15 protein-coding genes and 1 other annotated feature are annotated in these 15,436 nt (G+C 58.1%); of the genes, 9 read left to right on the plus strand and 6 right to left on the minus strand.

Annotation, left to right across the window (positions count from 1 at the left end):
- Positions 1-75: 75 nt before the first annotated feature.
- The 3 genes from rluB to rnm all read right to left on the minus strand — a co-directional run bounded on the left by rluB (position 76) and on the right by rnm (position 2,873).
- A complete protein-coding gene (gene rluB / locus CDA56_RS27040; RefSeq protein ID WP_004121268.1) occupies positions 76-963 on the minus strand; it encodes a 23S rRNA pseudouridine(2605) synthase RluB in 888 nt (295 codons plus the stop codon).
- Positions 964-1,373: 410 nt separating this feature from the next.
- A complete protein-coding gene (locus tag CDA56_RS27045; RefSeq protein WP_004850139.1) occupies positions 1,374-1,994 on the minus strand; it encodes an L-threonylcarbamoyladenylate synthase in 621 nt (206 codons plus the stop codon).
- 9 nt (positions 1,995-2,003) lie between these two features.
- On the minus strand, positions 2,004-2,873 hold the full coding sequence (gene rnm / locus CDA56_RS27050; RefSeq protein ID WP_032749459.1) for an RNase RNM: 870 nt from the start codon (positions 2,871-2,873) through the stop codon (positions 2,004-2,006).
- 227 nt (positions 2,874-3,100) lie between these two features.
- Positions 3,101-3,196 (plus strand) — a sequence feature (Trp leader region).
- A gap of 34 nt (positions 3,197-3,230) precedes the next feature.
- Between rnm and CDA56_RS27055 the strand changes: the two genes are divergently transcribed.
- The 5 genes from CDA56_RS27055 to trpA are packed head-to-tail and all read left to right on the plus strand — an operon-like array spanning position 3,231 to position 9,762.
- Positions 3,231-4,793 (plus strand): anthranilate synthase component 1, encoded by a 1,563-nt coding sequence (locus tag CDA56_RS27055; protein WP_102802798.1) that lies wholly within the window; start codon positions 3,231-3,233, stop codon positions 4,791-4,793.
- Complete coding sequence (trpD, locus tag CDA56_RS27060) at positions 4,793-6,388, plus strand: bifunctional anthranilate synthase glutamate amidotransferase component TrpG/anthranilate phosphoribosyltransferase TrpD (RefSeq protein WP_004850135.1); 1,596 nt, start codon at positions 4,793-4,795, stop codon at positions 6,386-6,388. The genes CDA56_RS27055 and trpD overlap by 1 nt, the downstream gene beginning before the upstream one ends.
- Positions 6,389-6,391: 3 nt before the next feature.
- Complete coding sequence (trpCF, locus tag CDA56_RS27065) at positions 6,392-7,750, plus strand: bifunctional indole-3-glycerol-phosphate synthase TrpC/phosphoribosylanthranilate isomerase TrpF (protein WP_025106981.1); 1,359 nt, start codon at positions 6,392-6,394, stop codon at positions 7,748-7,750.
- 9 nt (positions 7,751-7,759) lie between these two features.
- Positions 7,760-8,953, plus strand: a complete 1,194-nt coding sequence (gene trpB, locus CDA56_RS27070) for a tryptophan synthase subunit beta (RefSeq protein ID WP_004850131.1) — start codon at positions 7,760-7,762, stop codon at positions 8,951-8,953.
- A complete protein-coding gene (trpA, locus tag CDA56_RS27075; RefSeq protein WP_064380548.1) occupies positions 8,953-9,762 on the plus strand; it encodes a tryptophan synthase subunit alpha in 810 nt (269 codons plus the stop codon). The genes trpB and trpA overlap by 1 nt, the downstream gene beginning before the upstream one ends.
- A 31-nt stretch (positions 9,763-9,793) precedes the next feature.
- Here the strand turns inward: trpA and CDA56_RS27080 are convergent, their stop codons facing one another.
- Positions 9,794-10,249, minus strand: a complete 456-nt coding sequence (locus CDA56_RS27080) for a MarR family winged helix-turn-helix transcriptional regulator (protein WP_046878276.1) — start codon at positions 10,247-10,249, stop codon at positions 9,794-9,796.
- Positions 10,250-10,326: 77 nt separating this feature from the next.
- Between CDA56_RS27080 and CDA56_RS27085 the strand changes: the two genes are divergently transcribed.
- Positions 10,327-11,274, plus strand: a complete 948-nt coding sequence (locus CDA56_RS27085) for a quinone oxidoreductase family protein (protein WP_046878277.1) — start codon at positions 10,327-10,329, stop codon at positions 11,272-11,274.
- 154 nt (positions 11,275-11,428) lie between these two features.
- Here CDA56_RS27085 and CDA56_RS27090 read toward each other — a convergent pair whose 3' ends face one another.
- Entirely contained in the window at positions 11,429-12,328 is a 900-nt protein-coding gene (locus CDA56_RS27090; protein WP_102802799.1) for a LysR family transcriptional regulator, read from the minus strand.
- A gap of 121 nt (positions 12,329-12,449) precedes the next feature.
- Between CDA56_RS27090 and CDA56_RS27095 the strand changes: the two genes are divergently transcribed.
- On the plus strand, positions 12,450-13,154 hold the full coding sequence (locus CDA56_RS27095) for an SDR family NAD(P)-dependent oxidoreductase (protein WP_102802800.1): 705 nt from the start codon (positions 12,450-12,452) through the stop codon (positions 13,152-13,154).
- A 214-nt stretch (positions 13,155-13,368) separates the two neighbouring features.
- Positions 13,369-13,614, plus strand: coding sequence for a YmjA family protein (locus CDA56_RS27100; RefSeq protein WP_032692737.1), 246 nt, complete (start codon positions 13,369-13,371; stop codon positions 13,612-13,614).
- 121 nt (positions 13,615-13,735) lie between these two features.
- On the opposite strand, the gene ompW is transcribed toward CDA56_RS27100, so the two are convergent.
- Positions 13,736-14,374, minus strand: coding sequence for an outer membrane protein OmpW (gene ompW, locus CDA56_RS27105; protein ID WP_004121296.1), 639 nt, complete (start codon positions 14,372-14,374; stop codon positions 13,736-13,738).
- Positions 14,375-14,687: 313 nt separating this feature from the next.
- Between ompW and CDA56_RS27110 the strand changes: the two genes are divergently transcribed.
- Positions 14,688-15,431, plus strand: coding sequence for a YciC family protein (locus tag CDA56_RS27110; protein WP_004850117.1), 744 nt, complete (start codon positions 14,688-14,690; stop codon positions 15,429-15,431).
- Positions 15,432-15,436 lie beyond the last annotated feature (5 nt).

Below are 15,436 nucleotides of genomic sequence, written 5' to 3' on the forward strand. Positions count from 1 at the left end.
TTTTGTCTTTATGCAGAAGTGTGAAAGGAGTCACAGGAGGGAGAATTCCGGCGGTGACCGCCGGAACTGGAATAATTAACCGTTACCGTTATTACGGCTGCTGGAACGACGGTTGTTATTATTATTGCTCACCTGGCTGTGGCGCTTAACCGCGCGGCGAATCTGATTCGCCTTCATGCGACGGCGATCCTTTTCGACGGCGACCTTAGAGGTGGTTTCCGGCGTAAGCTCAACCAGTTCGCGCAGGTAGTTGGTTTGCGCCAGGTCCAGCTCGGTGTAGCCGCCGCGCGGCAGGCCTTTCGGCAGCAGAATATCGCCGTAGCGCACGCGGATCAGGCGGCTGACCTGTACGCCAACGGCTTCCCACAGGCGGCGAACTTCGCGGTTACGGCCTTCGGTCAGCGTGACGTTGTACCACTGGTTAATCCCTTCGCCACCGGTAAACTTGATGGTTTTGAACGCCGCCGGGCCGTCTTCCAGCTGGACGCCGCGCGAGAGCTGGCGCAGCTTGTCATCATCTATCTGGCCAAATACGCGCACCGCGTATTCACGTTCCACTTCGCGGCTCGGGTGCATCAGGCGGTTCGCCAGTTCACCGTCGGTGGTAAACAGCAGCAGGCCGCAGGTGTTGACGTCAAGACGACCGACGGCAATCCAGCGCGCGCCGCGCAGCTTTGGCAGACGATCGAACACCGTCGGTCGCCCTTCCGGGTCGTTACGGGTACAGAGTTCGCCTTCCGGCTTGTAGTAAGCCAGCACGCGACAAATCTGTTCCGCAGACTCTTTCACCGAAATCAGATGACCGTCGATGCGAATTTTTAAACCCGGGACAATTTCAACGCGATCGCCAAGGGTGGCGATTTTGCCATCGACGCTGACGCGGCCAGCTTCGATTTTGGCTTCGATTTCACGGCGGGAGCCGTGGCCAGCGCGGGCCAGCACTTTTTGTAATTTCTCGCTCATTGAGCTTCCTTAAGGTGTCGCCTTCCCAGGCGTCTGGTATACTTCGAAAAACAGGGCGCGAGGCAAAATGAAACCTAACACCCTGTTCTGTAAAATTTTTTTGCATCAGCGCGTGCCGTTATCTATGTTGCTACAGCAGACATAACAGAGACACGCCTTCTCGCGTGGGCGAACATGGTACACGAACTTTAAGATGAATGCTTCTTTGCGTTACGAGCATAGCACAACTTACCGCGCACCTCCGTCCGGGCGCATGGCGCGCTGATGGAAGCCAGGTAGCACAATAGGGTCTTTTGCAGAGGATGAACCATCAAAAGGCGCGCGGCATTGCGCCGCGTTGAACGGCGGCAAATAAAAGCGGCGAGCGGGTATTCATTACATGACGATTCCTTCCATGGAAACAGACGTCATTACAGGAATGGCGTTACGTCCCCCACGCCTTCACGCACCACAACCGGCGCATCTTCAGTGAGGTCGATAACCGTGGTCGGCTGCTGGCCCAGATAGCCGCCGTGAATAATCAGGTCAACCTGCTTCTCAAGACGATCTTTGATCTCTTCCGGGTCGGATTCGGTAAAGTCGCTTCCCGGCAGCATCAACGAAGTGGAGAGCATCGGCTCGCCCAACGTTTCCAGCAGCATTTGCGCAATCGGGTTGGACGGCACGCGCATACCGATGGTCTTACGCTTATCCTGCAGCAGACGGCGCGGAACTTCTTTGGTGCCCTTGAGGATAAACGTGTAGTTACCCGGGGTATTGTTTTTAATCAGACGAAAGGCCACGTTATCAACGAATGAATAGGTCGACAGTTCGGACAAATCGCGGCACATCAGGGTGAAGTTGTGGCCGTTTGGCAGATTACGGATCCGGCAAATCCGCTCCATCGCGCCCTTATCTTCAATTTTGCAGCCTAACGCGTAGCCGGAGTCGGTCGGATAGACGATGACCCCGCCTTTACGCACAATGTCCACCGCCTGGTTAATTAACCGCGCCTGTGGATTTTCCGGATGGATATAAAAAAACTGGCTCATACTTCCCTCTCAATTTTGTTCTACGGCCACTTCCCAACTGCGCCAGATCCCTTCCACGCCCGCGGGTAGCCAAAGTTTGCGGCCCAGTTCGATCCACGGGCAGGGCTGATGAAAATCAGACCCCTGCGAGGCATCCAGGCCATACTGCACGGCGTAAGCGGCAAGCTGTGCGCGCTCGTGAGGCGCCTGCTGACACTGCGCCACCTCCATCGCATCGCCCCCCTGCTCGCTAAAATGGGCCAACAGCCGTTTTAACCACTTGGCGGAGAGATCGTAGCGCCCGGGATGGGCAATGACCGCTTTACCGCCAGAATGATGAATGACATCAATCGCTTGTTTTATTGTACACCACTGAGGCGGAACGTAACCGGTTTTCCCGCGCGCCAGATACTTCTTAAATACGTCAGCCATATTGTTGGCATAGCCGGCCTCCACCAGAAAACGGGCAAAATGGCCGCGCGTCACCGCACCGCCGTCCGCCAGCTTCAGCGCCCCTTCCCAGGCGCCCGGGATCCGCGCTTTTTCCAGCCGCTCGGCGATCTGCTGACCCCGCATCTGGCGACGCGCTTTCTGTTCATCGAGCAGCGCGGTCATCGCCGGATGGTCGATATCGATATTCAGCCCGACAATATGAATTTCATGATTTTCCCACAGAGTGGAAATTTCCACCCCGGTAATCAGCGCCAACGGTAAACCGGCACGTTCAATTTCACGCTGAGCCGCGGGAATTGCCGCCACGGTATCGTGGTCGGTAATCGCCAGGGTGCCGACGCGCATCTGGTGGGCGCGATGGACAAGTTCTTCTGGAGTCAGACGCCCGTCAGAGGCGATGGTATGGCTGTGCAGGTCGTAAATCACTGCGTAATTGGTGTTGCTCAAGATGACTCCTGCTGGACATGAACCGGTACCCGTCATACTTTAAGTCACAGGCAGATTGATTGTGGTTCTGCAGCTTAAGTGATTAAGGATAGTAATAAGCGCATCATCATACCGACTGATAGAGAAAATCTGCAAACAGGGGTTGACTTTAATCTCTCGGACTAGTTAACTAGTACGCAAGTTCACATGAAGGGGTATCAACAATGAAAACGCAATTCATCACTCTGCACGGCTGGTGGCGCACCTCCTGTTATCGGGCGGCGTGATCGCGTTTTGCACTCAGCATACAGATACCCGGCCCGCCAATGAGCGGGCTTTTTATTGGACAAATTATTATAGCGAACAGGCGACAAAATAATGCAAACATCAAAACCGGCACTCGAGCTTCTCACCAGCGACGCCATCTATCGGGAAAACCCCACGGCGCTGTTCCACCAGCTATGCGGCGCGCGTCCAGCCACCCTGCTGCTGGAATCCGCGGATATCGACAGTAAGGATGATTTAAAGAGCCTGCTGCTGGTGGATAGCGCGCTGCGCATTACCGCGCTAGGTGACACTGTCACTATTCACGCATTTTCCGCCAACGGTACGGCGTTACTCGAACTGCTGGATAGCGCGCTGCCATCCGGCATCGATAACCAGCGTCAGCCAAATAGCCGGGTATTAACCTTCCCGCCGGTCAGCGCGCTGTTGGATGAAGATGCCCGCCTGTGTTCACTCTCGGTATTCGACGCTTTTCGCCTGCTGCAGGATCTGATAACCGTCCCGCAGCAGGAGCGCGAAGCGATGTTCTTCGGCGGCCTGTTCGCCTATGACCTGGTCGCTGGCTTTGAAGACCTGCCGCCGCTGGAGAGCGACACCGCCTGCCCGGATTACTGCTTCTATCTGGCGGAAACGCTGCTGGTTATCGACCATCAGACCAAAAATACCCGTATCCAGGCGAGCCTGTTCACGCCGCTGGAAAGCGAAAAACAGCGTCTGCTACAGCGGCTCGCTCAGCTTCGTCAGCAGCTAAACGAGCCGCCGGCGCCGCTGCCGGTGACCACGGTTGCCGAAATGAGCTGCGACTGCGATCAGAGCGACGAAGAGTACGGCGCCGTCGTGCGTAAAATGCAGCGCGCCATCCGCGCGGGCGAGATTTTTCAGGTCGTGCCGTCACGCCGCTTCTCGCTGCCCTGCCCGTCGCCGCTGGCCGCTTATGATGTGCTGAAGAAGAGCAACCCGAGCCCGTACATGTTCTTTATGCAGGACAACGATTTCACCCTCTTCGGCGCGTCGCCGGAGAGTTCTCTCAAGTACGATGCCACCAATCGCCAGATTGAAATCTATCCCATTGCCGGTACCCGTCCGCGCGGCCGCCGCGCGGATGGTTCGCTGGATCGCGATCTCGACAGCCGCATTGAGCTGGAGATGCGCACCGACCATAAAGAGCTCTCCGAGCATCTGATGCTGGTCGACCTTGCGCGTAACGACCTCGCGCGCATCTGTACGTCGGGTAGCCGCTACGTCGCCGACCTGACCAAAGTCGACCGCTACTCCTTTGTGATGCACCTCGTCTCCCGCGTGGTTGGCGAGCTGCGCCGCGATCTTGACGTGCTGCATGCCTACCGTGCCTGTATGAATATGGGCACCCTCAGCGGGGCGCCGAAAGTGCGCGCCATGCAGCTAATCGCCGCCGCTGAAGGCAAACGCCGCGGCAGCTACGGCGGCGCGGTGGGCTACTTTACCGCCCACGGCGACCTCGATACCTGCATCGTGATCCGTTCCGCCTACGTGCAGGATGGCGTCGCCACGGTGCAGGCCGGCGCCGGTATCGTGCTCGACTCCGTTCCCCAGTCAGAAGCGGATGAAACCCGTAATAAAGCTCGCGCGGTGCTGCGCGCTATCGCCCAGGCCCACCACGCGAAGGAGATTTTCTAATGGCCGACATCCTGCTGCTCGATAATATCGACTCTTTTACCTATAACCTGGCAGACCAGCTGCGTTCGAACGGCCATAACGTGGTGATTTACCGCAACTCCGTCCCGGCGCAGGCGCTGATTGAGCGCATCGGCACCATGAAAAACCCGGTACTGATGCTTTCTCCGGGGCCGGGGACGCCGAGCGAAGCGGGCTGCATGCCGGAGTTGCTGACCCGCATGCGCGGCAAGCTGCCGATTATCGGTATCTGCCTCGGCCATCAGGCGATTGTCGAAGCCTATGGCGGCTACGTCGGTCAGGCCGGTGAAATTCTTCACGGGAAGGCATCAAGCATTGAGCACGATGGCCAGGCGATGTTTGCCGGACTGAGCAATCCGCTGCCGGTCGCCCGCTATCACTCGCTGGTGGGCAGCAATATCCCGGCCGGACTCACCATCAACGCCCACTTCAACGGTATGGTGATGGCGGTGCGTCACGACGCGGATCGCGTTTGCGGCTTCCAGTTCCACCCTGAGTCAATTCTGACCACCCAGGGGGCACGCCTGCTGGAGCAAACCCTGGCCTGGGCGCTGCAGAAGCTGGAGCAGACCAACACCCTCCAGCCGATTCTGGAAAAACTGTACCAGGCCGAAACCCTGAGCCAGCAGGAGAGCCATCAGCTGTTCTCTGCGGTGGTTCGCGGTGAAGTCAAACCCGAGCAGCTGGCCGCCGCGCTGGTGAGTATGAAAGTACGCGGTGAGCATCCGCAGGAAATCGCCGGCGCCGCCACCGCGCTGCTGGAAAACGCCGCGCCGTTCCCGCGTCCGGATTATCCGTTTGCCGATATCGTCGGTACCGGCGGCGACGGCAGCAACAGTATCAATATTTCGACCGCCAGCGCGTTTGTAGCCGCCGCCTGCGGCCTGAAGGTCGCGAAGCACGGTAACCGCAGCGTATCGAGTAAATCCGGTTCCTCCGACCTGCTGGCGGCGTTCGGTATCAACCTGGATATGAATGCCGATAAATCTCGCCAGGCGCTGGATGAACTGGGCGTTTGCTTCCTGTTCGCACCGAAGTACCACACCGGTTTCCGCCACGCGATGCCGGTCCGTCAGCAGCTTAAAACCCGCACCCTGTTTAACGTGCTTGGGCCGCTGATCAACCCGGCTCATCCGCCGCTGGCGCTGATTGGCGTCTATAGCCCAGAACTGGTGCTGCCGATTGCGGAAACCCTGCGCGTGCTGGGCTACCAGCGCGCTGCGGTGGTGCATAGCGGCGGTATGGATGAAGTGTCGCTGCACGCGCCGACGGTGGTCGCGGAACTGAACCATGGCGAAATCAAGAGCTACCAGCTCACCGCCGCCGACTTTGGCCTGACGCCTTACCATCAGGAGCAGCTGGCAGGCGGCACGCCGGAAGAAAACCGTGACATTCTTACGCGCTTGCTACAAGGTAAAGGTGAAGCCGCTCACGAAGCCGCCGTTGCCGCCAACGTCGCCATGTTGATGCGTTTACATGGACACGAAGACCTGAAGGCCAACGCGCAGCAAGTCATCGATGTGCTGCATAGCGGAGCGGCCTATGACAGAGTGACCGCATTAGCGGCAAGAGGGTAAAAAATGCAGACCGTTTTAGCAAAAATCGTGGCCGACAAAGCGATTTGGGTAGAAGCCCGCAAACAACAACAACCGTTAGCCAGTTTTCAAAATGAAGTGGTACCGACGCAGCGCAATTTTTACGATGCCCTCGCCGGAACCCGCACCGCGTTTATTCTCGAGTGCAAAAAGGCCTCACCATCAAAAGGCCTGATTCGCGAAGATTTTGACCCGGCTGCCATCGCCGGCGTCTACAAGCACTACGCCTCGGCTATCTCGGTGCTGTGCGATGAGAAATATTTCCAGGGCAGCTTCGATTTCCTGCCGATGGTCAGTAAGGTCGCGCCGCAGCCGATTCTCTGTAAGGACTTCACCATCGATCCTTATCAGATTTACCTGGCGCGCTACTACCAGGCCGACGCCTGTCTGCTGATGCTTTCAGTGCTGGATGATGAGCAGTATCGCCAGCTCTCCGCCGTCGCGCACAGCCTGAACATGGGCGTGCTGACCGAAGTGAGTAATGAAGAGGAGCTGGAGCGCGCGATTGCGCTGAAGGCGAAAGTGGTCGGCATCAACAACCGCGATCTGCGCGATATGTCGATTGATCTCAACCGTACCCGTACCCTGGCGCCTAAGCTCGGTCACGATGTCACGGTGATCAGCGAGTCCGGCATCCATACCTACGCGGAAGTGCGCGAACTGAGCCACTTCGCCAACGGTTTCCTGATTGGCTCAGCGCTGATGGAGCACGCCGATCTGAACGCCGCCGTGAAGCGCGTGCTGCTCGGCGAGAATAAGGTCTGCGGCCTGACCCGCCCCCAGGATGCCCAGGTGGCGTATGAATCCGGCGCGGTCTACGGCGGCCTGATTTTTGTCCCGACGTCGCCGCGCGCGGTGAACGAGGCGCAGGCGCAAGCGGTGATCGCCAGCGCGCCTCTGAGCTATGTCGGCGTATTCCGCAATACCCCGGTGGCGGAAGTGATCGCCCGGGCGGAAAACCTCGACTTAGCCGCCGTACAGCTGCACGGCAGCGAAGACCAGACCTATATTGATACCCTGCGCGCCGAACTTCCACCGAAGGTGCAAATCTGGAAAGCCCTCAGCGTAGGTGAAACGCTACCGCCGCGCGATCTGCGCCATGTCGATAAATACGTTCTCGACAACGGTCAGGGCGGCACCGGCCAGCGTTTCGACTGGTCCCTGCTGCAGGGTCAGGACCTGCATAACGTCATGCTGGCAGGCGGCCTCGGCGCCGATAACTGCGTAGAAGCCGCCAAAAGCGGCTGTGCCGGACTCGATTTTAATTCAGGCGTAGAGTCGCAGCCGGGTATTAAAGATGCCGACAAGCTGTCCTCTGTGTTTCAAACGCTGCGCGCATATTAAGGAGCAATAATGAGTACTTTACTGAACCCCTACTTTGGCGAATTCGGCGGAATGTACGTTCCGCAGATCCTGATGCCCGCCCTGCGCCAGCTGGAAGACGCGTTCGTCAGCGCGCAAAAAGATCCGGCATTCCAGGCCGAATTTACCGACCTGCTGAAAAACTACGCCGGTCGTCCGACGGCGCTGACCAAATGCCGCAACCTCACTGAAGGCACCCGCACGACGCTGTATCTGAAACGTGAAGACCTGCTGCACGGCGGCGCGCATAAAACTAACCAGGTGCTCGGCCAGGCTCTGCTGGCGAAACGGATGGGCAAAACGGAAATTATCGCCGAAACCGGCGCCGGTCAGCACGGCGTGGCCTCAGCCCTCGCCAGCGCCCTGCTCGGCCTGAAGTGCCGCATCTACATGGGCGCGAAGGATATCGAACGCCAGTCGCCGAACGTTTTCCGCATGCGCCTGATGGGAGCGGAAGTGATCCCGGTTCATAGCGGCTCTTCTACGCTGAAAGATGCCTGCAACGAGGCCCTGCGCGACTGGTCCGGCAGCTACGAAAAAGCCCACTATATGCTCGGCACCGCCGCGGGTCCGCACCCGTTCCCGACCATCGTGCGTGAATTCCAGCGCATGATTGGCGAAGAGACCAAAGCGCAGATCCTCGAGAAAGAAGGTCGCCTGCCGGATGCGGTTATCGCCTGCGTCGGCGGCGGATCGAACGCCATCGGCATGTTCGCCGATTTTATCGACGAAACCGCTGTTGGCCTGATTGGCGTGGAGCCGGCAGGTCACGGTATTGAGTCCGGCGAGCACGGCGCGCCGCTTAAGCACGGTCGTGTGGGCATCTACTTCGGTATGAAATCGCCGATGATGCAAACCGAAGAAGGCCAGATAGAGGAGTCCTACTCCATCTCCGCAGGGCTGGATTTCCCGTCAGTGGGCCCGCAGCATGCTTATTTAAACAGCATTGGCCGCGCCGATTACGTGTCGATTACCGATGACGAAGCGCTGGAGGCCTTTAAAGAGCTATCACGCCATGAAGGGATTATCCCGGCGCTGGAATCCTCCCACGCCCTGGCGCACGCGCTGAAAATGATGCGTGAAAACCCGGAAAAAGAGCAGCTGCTGGTGGTTAACCTCTCCGGCCGCGGCGATAAAGACATCTTCACCGTACATGATATTTTAAAAGCGCGAGGGGAAATCTGATGGAACGTTATGAGACGCTGTTTGCACAACTGAAAGATCGCCGGGAAGGCGCGTTTGTTCCCTTCGTCACCCTCGGCGATCCGAATCCGGAACAGTCGCTGAAAATTATCGATACGCTGATTGAAGCCGGTGCCGACGCGCTGGAGCTGGGTATTCCTTTCTCCGACCCGCTGGCGGATGGCCCGACCATTCAGGACGCCACCCTGCGCGCTTTTGCCGCCGGGGTGACCCCCGCGCAGTGCTTCGAAATGCTGACGGCGATTCGCCAGAAACACCCTACCATTCCTATCGGCCTGCTGATGTACGCCAACCTGGTGTTCAGCCCCGGCATCGATGAATTCTACGCCGCGTGCGAACGCGCGGGCGTCGATTCCGTGCTGGTTGCCGATGTCCCCGTGGAAGAGTCCGCGCCGTTCCGCCAGGCCGCGCTGCGCCACAATATCGCGCCGATTTTCATCTGCCCGCCCAATGCCGATGACGATCTGCTGCGCCAGATAGCCTCTTACGGTCGCGGTTATACCTACCTGCTGTCGCGGGCGGGCGTGACCGGCGCGGAAAACCGCGCCGCGCTGCCGCTGCATCATCTGATTGAAAAGCTGGCCGAGTACCACGCCGCACCGCCGCTGCAGGGCTTTGGCATCTCGGCGCCGGAGCAGGTTACCTCCGCGATTGAGGCCGGCGCGGCCGGCGCGATTTCCGGCTCCGCCATCGTCAAAATCATCGAGCGGAACGTGAACGACCCGCAGGCCATGCTGGCGGAACTCAAGGCTTTCGCCCGAAGCCTGAAAGCCGCCACTAAAGCGGCTTAACGTGCCTGCCGTCCGGCCCCGGGCCGGGCGGTTATTTCAGCTGTAAGCTGTCGGCGTATTTACGCGTCAGGCGAAACAGCGCCATCACCTCTTCTTGCGTCCATCCGGCCAGCACCTCATTCATCAGCCGCGTTCTTGCTCCCGCGATACGATCGATCATCGCCTGCCCCGCTTCGCTGAGCGTCACCTCGCTAATCCGGCGATCTTTTGCATTGGGCTGCTTGAGTACCAGCTGCTGCGCTTCCAGCTTCTTCACCTGCCTGCTGACGGTGGTGTAATCGCGACCGAGGCTATCCGCCAGTTCAACGACCCCAACGGGTCCCCTGCGCCCTATTGCCACCAGCAGCGGGAAGAGGATCCGATCGAGCTGGACCCCAGCCGCCTGCAGTATCTGCTCGTCGCGCATCGGCTGGTTCATCACGCTGATGATATCGAGCAGCGCGCCGTGAAAGCCGCTGATGTCGTAATTATTATGTGCATCTTGCATATATTGGTTAACCGGGTATAGTGCTGTTATCAGATACGTGCATTTTACACATAACTATCCCACAGGGGGAGAAGACGATGAAAGCAGCCGTGGTTTTTGACCTGCAGCAGGGGCCGGTGTGGTCCGATTTTCGCGATCCGCAGCCCGGTGAGCATCAGGCGTTAGTCGAGGTTCGGGCAGCCGCCATCAGTCATGTAGTGAAAGGCAGGGCCTCCGGTAAGCATTATAGTTTCGATGGCCGCCTGCCTTTTGTCCCGGGTATTGACGGCACCGGTATCTTACCCGGCGGAGAGCGCGTCTATTTCGCCTTCCCCGTCGCGCCCTGGGGCAGCATGGCGCAACGGGCTCCCGTCGCCTTAAACCACTGTCTGCCGCTGCCGGATGCGCTGGACGATATCACCGCCGCGGCAATGGCTAATCCGGGGATGTCGGCCTGGGCGGCGCTGGTCAAACGCGCCGGGATGAAAGCCGGGGAAACGGTACTGATCAACGGCGCCACCGGCAGCGCCGGGCAGCTGGCGGTACAAATCGCCCGTTTTCTCGGCGCCAGAAAAGTGATCGCCTGCGGGCGAAACGTGGAGAAGCTGGCCGCCCTCGGCGCTGATGAAACCGTTAACTTAAGTCAGGATGAGGCGGACTTACGGACGCAGTTTGCCGGGCTGGCGGCGCAGCAGATTGATGTCGTCGTCGATTATCTGTGGGGACGTAGCGCCGAACTTTTGCTGCCAGCGCTGGCAAAACACAGCCCAGGAAATGCGCCGGTACGTTTTATTCAGGTCGGTTCCCTTTCCGCCGCCGATATCTCTCTCAATGGCGCGGTGCTACGCTCCTCGCCGCTGCAGCTGATGGGCAGCGGAATTGGCAGCCTTTCTGTGCCCCAGCTGCTGGCCGCCACCGGGGAGATGCTGCAGGCCGCCGTCGCCGGCGGATTGACTATCGCCACGACTCCCCGGCCGCTTCGCGAGGTCGCCACGGCGTGGCCGCAGGACGACAGCCAGAAACGCACCGTCTTTGTCGTCGATTAAAAAAATCGCTTCTGCACAAAAGTTGGGGTTGATATCTTAAATGAGAAATATTATCTTTCTCATTACTGAATAGTTGAGCAAACAGCTCAGGTATTCGGTACGACATTGCTCACATTGCTTCCAGTATTTTTGCCCGCACTTGTGCGGGCTTTTTTTATGGTTGTCGACACACTCTGCGCACCAGCTGCCTTAGCCAGCGATGTGCCAATTCATGCTCGTGGCGAGGATGCCACATTTGTGACACCGTTATCTCCGGCGTACTCACCGGGAGAGGAAAAGCGACCATCGCTTTTCCCGCCGCGCTCTGCAGGCAGGAGGCCGGGACAACGGCGATGAGCTGAGAATCCCGGGCCACGGCCAGCGCGGCGGAAAAACCAGGCACCACCGCGGCAATCCTGCGGCGCATGCCACACGCCGCCAGCGCGTCATCAACCGGCCCGCGTATCAACCCGCGACGGGAGGTAATGACGTGCCCCACGGAAACAAATTGTTCCCGCGACATGTCGGCAAAGGCGGCCAGCGGATGGTTTTTGGCCAGCGCGACGACAAAACGATCGCGAAACAGCGCCTGCAGGCGGATCTCCGGCCCCATATTTTTCAGTACGCCAATTTCCAGGTCCACCCGCCCCTCGCGTAAAAATCGGGCATCTTTCTCCGGCTTAGCGACAAACTCCAGCATCACGCCCGGTGCTTCCCGCGCGGCGGCGTTCACCAGCGCCGGGCCAAAAGCGTCTATAAATCCCTCATTGGTACGCAAAGTAAATCGCTTCTCGAGGGTCGATAAACTCAGCGGCGCAGGCGAAGCGTTGAGCACCGCGCGCATCTCGGAGACAACGTTTTTTGCCCGCGCCTGCAGACTTTCTGCGTGCGGAGTCAGCACCATGTTTCGCCCGGCTCTGACCAGTAGCGGGTCGCCGGTGGCCTGCCGTAGGCGCGTCAGCGTGCGGCTCATCGCCGAAGCGCTGAGCTTAAGCCGTTTAGCCGCCCCGGCAACGCTTTTCTCGCTCAACAGTACATCCAGCGCCGCCAGTAAATTGAAATCAGGATCGGTCATCTTTTCTCCACTCCAGGATAAGGCGTCTGATGCACTTTATTATTGCAAATGCTGCGCCTTCCGCCTGCTACAGCACCAGCCTATATTTACCCCATCATGTATTTGCTCAGGAGTTATGCCCATGGTCACTTCCCCTAAAACAGTATTGATCGCAGGCGCGTCACGCGGGCTTGGGCACGCCATGGCTGAACAGTTTCTGCTGCATGGCTGGCAGGTCATCGGCACCGTACGCGATCTCTCACAAACGACGCCGCTGCACCACCTGGCCGAGGCTTATCCTGGACGGGTGCGCATTGAGGCGCTGGATATTTGTGATAGCGACGGGATCGCGGCGCTGCGCAATGCGCTTGCCGATAGCGCGCTGGATATGCTGTTCGTCAACGCGGGCACCACCAACCGCGATCCCACACAAACCATCGGCGAGATCGCGACGGAAGAGTTTATTCACGTCATGCTGACTAACGCGCTCGCGCCGATGCGGGTCATAGAAAATCTGCAGGCGCTGGTGTTGCCGCAGGGGCTGATTGGCGTTATGTCTTCAGGACAAGGCAGTTTGAGCAATAATACCGGCGGGCAGCGCGAGCTGTATCGCGGGAGCAAAGCCGCGCTGAATATGTTTATGCGCAGCTTTGCCGCCCGCCCTGCCAGCGTATCGCATCCGATGGTGGTCATGGCGCCGGGATGGATCCGCACGGCCCTTGGCGGCGAGAACGCCCCGCTCACCATGGCGGAGACCATCCCCTCGCTGGTGAACGTGCTGCTGGAAAAACAAAATCGTCCCGGATTAGAGTATCTGGATTATCGCGGATGTCGCGTGCCGTGGTGATAAGTCTATGCGTATTAATGGCCTGCAGACGGGTTCATGGCAGTCAATTTTCGCTATTTACACTATTACACCCCGAGAATGGAGAGTTTCTGGACCCGTTGCGCATGGCGTGGGCTAGTCATACGTTTTTCTGGGCGTTCCTGAGCTAAAGCCAGGCAGGGGTGATATTATTCAAGCCAGAAAATACAGGCACAACGTCAACCGGGAGCGATTTATGCACGAGGAAGTACCACTGAAATATTACGACATTGCGGATGAGTATTCGACGGAGTCCGCCGAGCCCGTCAGCGAGTCAGAACGTGAGCCCCTGGCGCGCTATTTTCAACTGCTGATTACGCGGCTGATGAATAACGAAGAAATCAGCGAGGAGGCGCAGGGAGAGATGGCCATACAAGCGGGCATCGATCGGCAGCGCATCGATGATATCGCGGAATTCCTGAATAAATGGGGTAATGAGTAGCGGTTGACGCGGACGTTCCGCGGAGTGCTTGCGGCAAATGACGCATCGGCAATCGCGGCAGCGGACTTCGCGTCGGGACGTGCAATAAAGCTGGTCATTGCGACCAGCTTTACCTGAGACTTTAGAACCGGTATCCGGCAGAGAACATAAACACCCACGGATCCAGACGGATACTGTCGTGCTGCTGCGCGCCCGCCAGCTTATAGTTGGCGGTGGTGTCGATATCCATGTACCACACCGACATGTTAATCAGCCAGTCGCGGTTAATCAGATAGTCCATCCCCACCTGTCCTGCCGCCCCCCAGGAGTCTTTCAGGCTCAGATCGGATATGCCGGTCTTTTTACCCGTATCGTTCACGCTCTCATCGAAGAAGGTCGTGTAGTTGATACCCGCGCCAATGTATGGACGCAGCTTGCTGCTGGAGTCGCCAAAATACCACTGCGCCATGAGCGTCGGCGGTAAATGGTGAACGGTCGCAATATTGCCGGTTGCCGCGGTCCCGACTTTATGGCGGAACGGCGTGGCGGCCAGCAGTTCAACGCCGATGTTATCCGTTGCCATATAGGTGAACGTCAAACCCAGTTGCGTATTATTGCTGACGTTAAAGCCCCCCAGGCTGCCTAACGTGCCGCCCGCGCCTTCGGTCGGTCTGACCGTTGCCGAACCCGCGCGAATAAAAAATTCACCGGCTTCATGCGCCCAGACGCTGCTGCCGGAAAGACTGCTCAGAATAACAACCGCCGCTGCTAACTTTTTCATACCCACTTCCTCATTATGGTTATTCAGCGCCAGAATATACCTACATTGAAGTATGTTTGATCCAACATAGATCACATTAAGTGGGCAAATTTAACATTTATTGATCCAGATTAATTTTCACTTTCTCAATACAATCAGTGAGAAGCGTGTCGTATCAAATTTCTTGCTTTATGACACTCAAGGCAGCGCGTCGCTGATTTCCTCTTCTATTTACAAAGATATACTTAGCGTGCAGGAGCAGAGACTGCTACCCAGCCGCGATTTGCGGTACAATCGCCGGCTAGTTAACACCTGCAATACTCAAGGAGAATGCATGTCTATCACGGCGAAGTCCGTCTACCGTGACACCGGGAACTTTTTCCGCAATCAGTTCGTTACTATCCTGCTGATTGCGCTGCTATGCGCGTTCATTACGGTAGTACTTGGCCATGCCTTTTCACCCAGTGAAGAGCAGCTGTCAATACTGAGCCAGGGCGATAGCCTGGCGGGTAGCGGCGGGCTGTTCGAACTGGTCCAGAGCATGACGCCGGAGCAGCAGCAAATCCTGCTGCGCGCGTCTGCGGCCTCCACCTTCTCAGGGCTGGTAGGTAACGCCATTCTTGCCGGCGGCGTTCTGCTCATGATTCAGATGGTCTCCGCCGGCCAGCGAGTCAGCGCCCTGCGTGCGATCGGCGCTTCTGCGCCGGTGCTGCCAAAGCTGCTGCTGCTGATCCTGCTGACGACGTTTATCGTGCAGATGGGAATGATGCTGGTGGTGGTGCCGGGCGTCCTGCTGGCTATCGTGCTCTCTTTCGCACCGGTTATGCTGGTGCAGGATAAAATGGGGATTTTCAGCGCCATGCGTAGCAGTATGCGTCTGGCCTGGGCCAACGTACGTCTGGTGGCGCCGGCCATTATCGGCTGGCTGCTGGCGAAAACGCTGCTGCTGCTGTTTGCCTCCAGCTTCGCGGTCCTGACGCCAAACGTTGGCGCGGTGGTAATAAATACCCTCAGCAATCTTATCTCCGCATTGTTGCTGATCTATTTATTTCGCTTGTATATGCTCATTCGTAACTAACCTAA

Source organism: Klebsiella michiganensis (assembly GCF_002925905.1).
GTDB lineage: Bacteria > Pseudomonadota > Gammaproteobacteria > Enterobacterales > Enterobacteriaceae > Klebsiella > Klebsiella michiganensis.